Consider the following 6,314-nt stretch of genomic DNA (forward strand, 5'->3'; position numbering starts at 1 on the left):
ACCGCGCCCGACCAGTGGCCCCTTGCGCCTGCCGGATTTCCTTGCTAGCTTCTCGCAAAATGTTAACGATAACATTTGCTCTAACAATAAAAACAAAACAGAGACCCACGCCATGAAAATGCTTCCGAAAACCCTGTGTTTATTGGCTGTAAGCATCACCCTCGGTACCGTTTCCCCGGCCTTTGCCGACGCCGCCAAACCGCTGCGCATCGGCGCGTCCTTCCAGGAAATCAACAACCCCTATTTCGTCACCATGAAAAACGCCCTGGAAGAGGCGGGTGCCACCATCGGCGCGAAACTGATCATCACCGACGCCCGCCACGACGTGTCCAAGCAGGTCAGTGACGTGGAAGACATGCTGCAAAAGGGCATCGATATCCTGCTGATCAACCCTACGGATTCGGTCGGCGTGCAATCGGCGGTCAAGTCCGCCCACGCTGCCGGCGTGGTGGTCGTGGCGGTCGACGCACAGGCCGAAGGCCCACTGGATTCCTTCGTCGGTTCGAAGAACTTCGACGCCGGCTTTCAGGCCTGTGAATACCTGGCTAAGAACATCGGCGACAAAGGCAATATCGCGATCCTCGACGGCATCGCCGTGGTGCCGATCCTCGAGCGTGTGCGCGGCTGCAAAGAGGCCGTGGCCAAGCATCCGGACATCAAGATTGTCAGCATCCAGAACGGCAAGCAGGAACGTGACCAGGCGCTGACCGTCACCGAGAACATGCTCCAGGCGCAACCGACGCTCAAAGGCATTTTCAGCGTGAATGACAACGGCTCCCTCGGCGCACTCTCGGCCATCGAAGCCAGTGGCCTGGACGTGAAACTGGTCAGCGTCGACGGTGCGCCGGAAGCGATCAAGGCGATCCAGAAACCCGGCAGCAAGTTCATCGCCACCTCCGCCCAATACCCCCGCGATCAGATCCGCCTGGCCCTGGGCATCGCCCTGGCGAAGAAGTGGGGCGCTCAGGTACCCGCCACCATTCCAGTGGACATCACCCTGATCGACCAGGCCAAGGCCAAGGACTTCAGCTGGTAAATCACCCAGGCCCCACGTGCGTCGTGGGGCTTGAGGCCATCCTTCTGAATACGAGGTCGGCGGTATGAGCAGTCTTCTGAAGCTGGAAAATATCTGTAAGCGTTACCCCGGTGTGCAGGCCCTCAAGTCCATCGACCTGCAGGTGGAGCGTGGCGAGATTCACGCGTTGCTGGGGGAAAATGGCGCCGGCAAATCGACCCTGATGAAAATCCTCGGCGGCGTCGAACATCAGGACGAAGGGCACATCCTGATCGATGGCCAACCCCGGCACTTCGCGACCTACCGCGATGCGATTGCCGCGGGCATCGGCATCGTGTTCCAGGAATTCAGCCTGATCCCCTACCTCACGGCGGTGGAAAATATCTTCCTCGGCCATGAGCTGAGCAACCGTTTCGGGCTGCTGCGCAAGCGCGAAATGGTCGAGGCGTGCGAAGCGTTGTTCAAGCGCCTCGGTGTGACGATTGACCTGAAGTGCGCGGTCAAGCACCTGAGCGTGGCCGAGCAGCAGTTTGTCGAAATCGCCAAGGCCCTGGCCCTGGATGCGCGCCTGCTGGTGCTGGATGAACCGACCGCGACGTTGACCCCCAGCGAAGCCGAGCTGCTGTTCGACATCATGCGCGAGCTCAAGCGCCAGGGCGTCGCGGTGATATTTATCTCTCACCACCTGGAGGAAATCTTTCAGGTGTGCGACCGCATCAGCGTGCTGCGTGACGGCGCCAATGTGGGCGTCACCGAAGTGGCCGACAGCGATATCGACCGCCTGGTGGAAATGATGGTGGGCCGCCGCCTGGAATGCAGTTTCCCTTCCAAGCCGAGCAGCGAGCGTGGCCCGGTGTTGCTGGAGGTCAAGGACATCCAGCTGGTGCGCAACGGCCCGCGTAATCGCTTCAACCTGCACAAGGGCGAGATCCTCGGCTTTGCCGGCCTGGTGGGCTCGGGCCGCACCGAACTGGCCCTGGGCATGATGGGCGCGCTGCCATCGGTGAGCAAAGACGTGTGGCTGCGAGGCGAGAAAATCACCCTCGACGACCCGGCCCAGGCGCTGGCCCACGGTATCGGCCTGCTCCCTGAGAGCCGCAAGAGCGAAGGGCTGATCACCGATTTCAGCATTCGCGAAAATATCTCCTTGAACAACCTGCCCAAGTACCAGGGCGCCTCGGGCCTGATCGACAAGGCCAAGGAGTGCGCCAGTGTCGAAGACCTGATGCGCCAGCTGTCGATCAAGGCGCCCAGCGGCGAAAGCCGGGTGTTCAACCTCAGCGGCGGCAACCAGCAAAAGGTGGTGATCGCGCGTTGGATCAACCACCACTGCGACGTGCTGGTATTCGATGAGCCCACCCGTGGCATCGATGTCGGCGCCAAGGCCCAGATCTACGCGCTGATGCGCAGCCTGACCGAGCAGGGCTACGCGATCATCATGATTTCCTCCGAACTGCCCGAAATCATTGGCATGTGCGACCGCGTCGCCGTGTTCCACAAAGGCGCCATCGTCAAGCTGCTCGAAGGCTGCGCCGTCAATCCTCAAGAGGTCATGCGCCATGCAACAGGGGGCTCAAGTGAATACGTCCATTAACAGCGTCGACACCCGCCGACTGCGCCTGAACCTGGCGCAGCTGGTGCGCTCGCCGGCGTTCTATCCCTTCGTGGGGCTGGTGGTGGTGACCCTGGTGATGATCCTGGCCAGCGACACCTTCCTCACGGCCAGCAACCTGTCGAATATCGCTCGCCAGGTGTCGATCAACGCGATTATCGCGGTGGGCATGACCTGCGTGATCCTCACTGGCGGTATCGATTTGTCGGTGGGGCCGGTGATGGCCTTGTCCGGCACCCTGACCGCCGGCCTGATGGTTGCGGGGCTGCCGCCGGGCCTGGCGATTGGCGCCGGCATGCTGGTCGGCGTGGCCTTCGGTATCGGCAACGGACTGTTCGTGGCCTACCTGCACATGCCGCCGATCATCGTGACCCTGGCGACCATGGGCATCGCCCGTGGCCTGGGCCTGATGTACACCGATGGGTACCCGATTTCCGGGCTGCCGGAGTGGTTCGGCTTCTTCGGTCGCCAGAGCCTGTTCGGCATCGAAGTGCCGATCCTGATCATGCTGATCACCTACTTTGCCGCCTATGTGCTGCTGCAACACACGCGCATCGGCCGCTACATCTACGCCATCGGTGGCAATGAAGAAGCCGTGCGCTTGTCCGGGGTGCGCGCGGCGCGCTTCAAGTTGCTGGTGTACGCCATCAGCGGGCTGACGGCCGCGATTGCCGGGCTGGTGCTTACCTCGCGCCTGATGAGCGGCCAGCCGAATGCGGGGGTCTCGTTCGAGCTGGATGCGATCGCCGCCGTGGTGCTGGGCGGTGCGTCGATTGCCGGTGGGCGCGGGGTGATCGTCGGCACGTTGCTCGGCGCGATGCTGCTCGGCGTACTGAATAACGGACTGAACATGCTTGGCGTCTCGCCTTACGTCCAGAGCGTGATCAAGGGCGGGATCATTTTGCTGGCGATCTTTATCAGCCGTCAGCGCCATCGATAAACCTCTATCCACACAGGACCCAATACCATGGAAAAGCACACTCATATGCAAGCCGTCGTCTGCCACGGCCCGAAAGACTATCGCCTGGAACGCATCGGCAAACCCCAGGCGCGCCCCAATGAACTGGTGATTCGCATCGCCGCCTGCGGCATCTGCGCCAGTGATTGCAAATGCCACTCCGGCGCGGCCATGTTCTGGGGCGGCGACAACCCCTGGGTCAAGGCGCCGGTGGTGCCGGGCCATGAATTTTTTGGCTATGTGGTCGAGGTGGGCGAGGGTGCCGAGGAGCACTTCGAGGTCTCCGTCGGCGACAAGGTGATCGCCGAGCAGATCGTGCCCTGTGGCAAGTGCCGCTTCTGCAAGTCGGGCAAGTACTGGATGTGCGAAGTGCATAACATCTTCGGCTTCCAGCGAGAAGTGGCCGAAGGCGGCATGGCCCAGTACATGCGCATCCCCAAGACCGCCATCGTGCACAAGATTCCCGAGTCGGTGTCCCTGGAGGATTCCGCGCTGGTGGAACCGATGGCCTGCTCGATCCACACCGTGAACCGTGGGGACCTCCAGCTTGATGACGTGGTGGTGATCGCCGGCGCCGGTACCCTGGGCCTGTGCATGGTCCAGGTCGCCGCGTTGAAAACCCCGAAGAAACTGGTGGTGATCGACATGGTCGACGAGCGCCTGGAACTGGCGAAAACATTCGGTGCCGATGTGGTGATCAACCCGTCCCGTGACAACGCCCGCGAGATCATCAACAGCCTGACCGACAACTACGGCTGCGACGTGTACATCGAGACCACCGGCGTCCCGGCCGGCGTGACCCAGGGCCTGGACCTGATCCGCAAGCTCGGGCGGTTTGTCGAGTTCAGCGTGTTTGGTGCCGAGACCAGCGTCGATTGGTCGATCATCGGTGACCGCAAGGAACTGGACGTACGCGGCGCCCACCTGGGGCCGTATTGCTACCCGATCGCCATCGACTTGTTCGAGCGTGGCCTGGTCACCTCCAAAGGCATCGTCACCCACGACTTCCCACTGGACGATTTTGCCGAAGCCTTCGAATTGGCCAACTCGACCAAGTCGATCAAGGTGCTGTTGAAGCCGGTGGTTTGACATGAACTACGTGATGGGCGTCGACATTGGAACCCAGAGTACCAAGGCGCTGCTGGTGGATGCTCAAGGCACGATCATCGCCCAGCACAGCCAGGGGTATCGCGTGGATACCCCGAAAGTGCGCTGGGCCGAGCAGTGGCCACAGGTGTGGTTGGACGCGGTCGAGGCCTGCGTTGCGCAGTGCATGGCCAAGGCCGGGGTTGCGAAAGAACAGGTCAAGGCCCTGTGCATCAGCAGCCTGTACGGTGGTTCGGGGATTGCGGTGGATGCGCAGATCACGCCGCTGCACCCCTGCCTGATCTGGATGGACCGGCGTGCCGGCGAGCAGGTGGCATGGGTGCGTGAGCACGTTGATTTGGCGCGTCTGTACGCGGTCACCGGCAATTCGGTAGACAGCTACTACGGCTTCACCAAGATGCTCTGGCTCAAGCAGCACCAGCCCGAAGTGTGGGCTGACACCCGTTACTTGCTGCCGCCCAACAGCTATATCAACTGGTGCCTGACCGGTGAACTGGCGGTGGACCATAGCAGCGCCGGCAACATGGGCGGGGTGTATGACGTGGCACAGCGGGGCTGGTCGCGGGAGATGCTTGCCGCGCTGGGTATCCCCCTGGCGATGATGCCCGAACGGTTGGTGTATTCCGGCGAAGTGGTCGGCGAACTGCGGGACGCCTGGGCCACGCGATTGGGCTTGGCGGCCGGTATGCCGGTCCTCGCCGGCGGGGTGGATGCGGCCATGGCAACCCTGGCCGCTGGGGTGACACAGCCGGGCAACCACGTGGCGATGATCGGCACCAGCATGTGCTGGGGCTATCTGAACCAGCAGGTGGATGCGCACCACGGCCTGGTGAGTTTTCCCCATGTCTACAACGGCCAACGCGACCTGTACATCTTCGGCGGCGCAATCACCGCCGGGGCGTCGGTCAGCTGGTTTCGCGAGCAGTTCTGCCAGGCCGAGGAGCAACAGGCCCGGGCCACCGGCCAGGACAGCCTGGTATTGCTGGAAGAACGCGCGATGAAGATCCCGGCGGGCAGTGAAGGCTTGCTGTTTTTGCCCTACCTGATGGGCGAACGCAGCCCGGTCTGGGACGACCGCGCCAGTGGCAGTTTTGTCGGGCTCAACCTGTACCACAGCCGCATTCACCTGTACCGCGCGGTCCTGGAAGGAGTGAGTTTCGCCCTGCGCCACAACATCGAGGCCGGCACCCGTGGCGCGCACTCCCTGGACCCGCGCTTGATTGTGGTGGGTGGGGCGAGCCATTCGGATTTGTGGATGCAGATCATCGCGGACGTCACGCGCTACCCGGTGTACACCATCGTCCAGGAAGTGGAAGCGGCCCTCGGCGCGGCGTTGCTGGCGGCGCATACGGTGGGGTTGGTGAGTGATGGGGAGATGGCGAAGGGGTGGGTGCAACTGCAATTGCGGGCGGAGCCGAAGGTGGAAAACGTCGAGGCCTATGACCGCGCGTTCGCCGAGTACCTGAAGCTGTATCCGGCCCTGAAGCCCGTCATGCACGGCCTGCAAGCCCACTGAACATCCGACCACCCCTGTGGCGAGCGGGCTTGCTGTGGTGAGGGGGCTTACTGTGGTGAGGGGGCTTGTTGTGGCGAGCGGGCTTGCCCCGCGTTGGGCTGCGAAG

At 62.5% G+C, this 6,314-nt stretch carries 5 protein-coding genes; all 5 read left to right on the forward strand.

The features are described 5' to 3' along the window. The first annotated feature begins 112 nt into the window (after positions 1-112). The 5 genes from ACODSV_RS21725 to ACODSV_RS21745 all read left to right on the forward strand — a co-directional run bounded on the left by ACODSV_RS21725 (position 113) and on the right by ACODSV_RS21745 (position 6,208). The gene (locus tag ACODSV_RS21725) at positions 113-1,036 is read left to right on the forward strand and encodes a substrate-binding domain-containing protein (RefSeq protein ID WP_024076372.1); all 924 of its coding nucleotides are present in this window, start codon (positions 113-115) and stop codon (positions 1,034-1,036) included. Positions 1,037-1,100: 64 nt separating this feature from the next. After that, on the forward strand, positions 1,101-2,609 hold the full coding sequence (locus tag ACODSV_RS21730; RefSeq protein ID WP_024076371.1) for a sugar ABC transporter ATP-binding protein: 1,509 nt from the start codon (positions 1,101-1,103) through the stop codon (positions 2,607-2,609). Beyond that, positions 2,575-3,567: an ABC transporter permease gene (locus tag ACODSV_RS21735; RefSeq protein WP_024076370.1), complete on the forward strand. Its 993-nt coding sequence runs from the start codon at positions 2,575-2,577 to the stop codon at positions 3,565-3,567. The genes ACODSV_RS21730 and ACODSV_RS21735 overlap by 35 nt, the downstream gene beginning before the upstream one ends. A gap of 27 nt (positions 3,568-3,594) precedes the next feature. Then, a complete protein-coding gene (locus ACODSV_RS21740; protein WP_024076369.1) occupies positions 3,595-4,674 on the forward strand; it encodes an alcohol dehydrogenase catalytic domain-containing protein in 1,080 nt (359 codons plus the stop codon). Position 4,675: 1 nt separating this feature from the next. Beyond that, the gene (locus tag ACODSV_RS21745; protein WP_102625332.1) at positions 4,676-6,208 is read left to right on the forward strand and encodes an FGGY-family carbohydrate kinase; all 1,533 of its coding nucleotides are present in this window, start codon (positions 4,676-4,678) and stop codon (positions 6,206-6,208) included. The last annotated feature ends 106 nt before the right edge of the window (positions 6,209-6,314 follow it).

It is taken from the genome of Pseudomonas sp. FG86 (assembly GCF_057808775.1).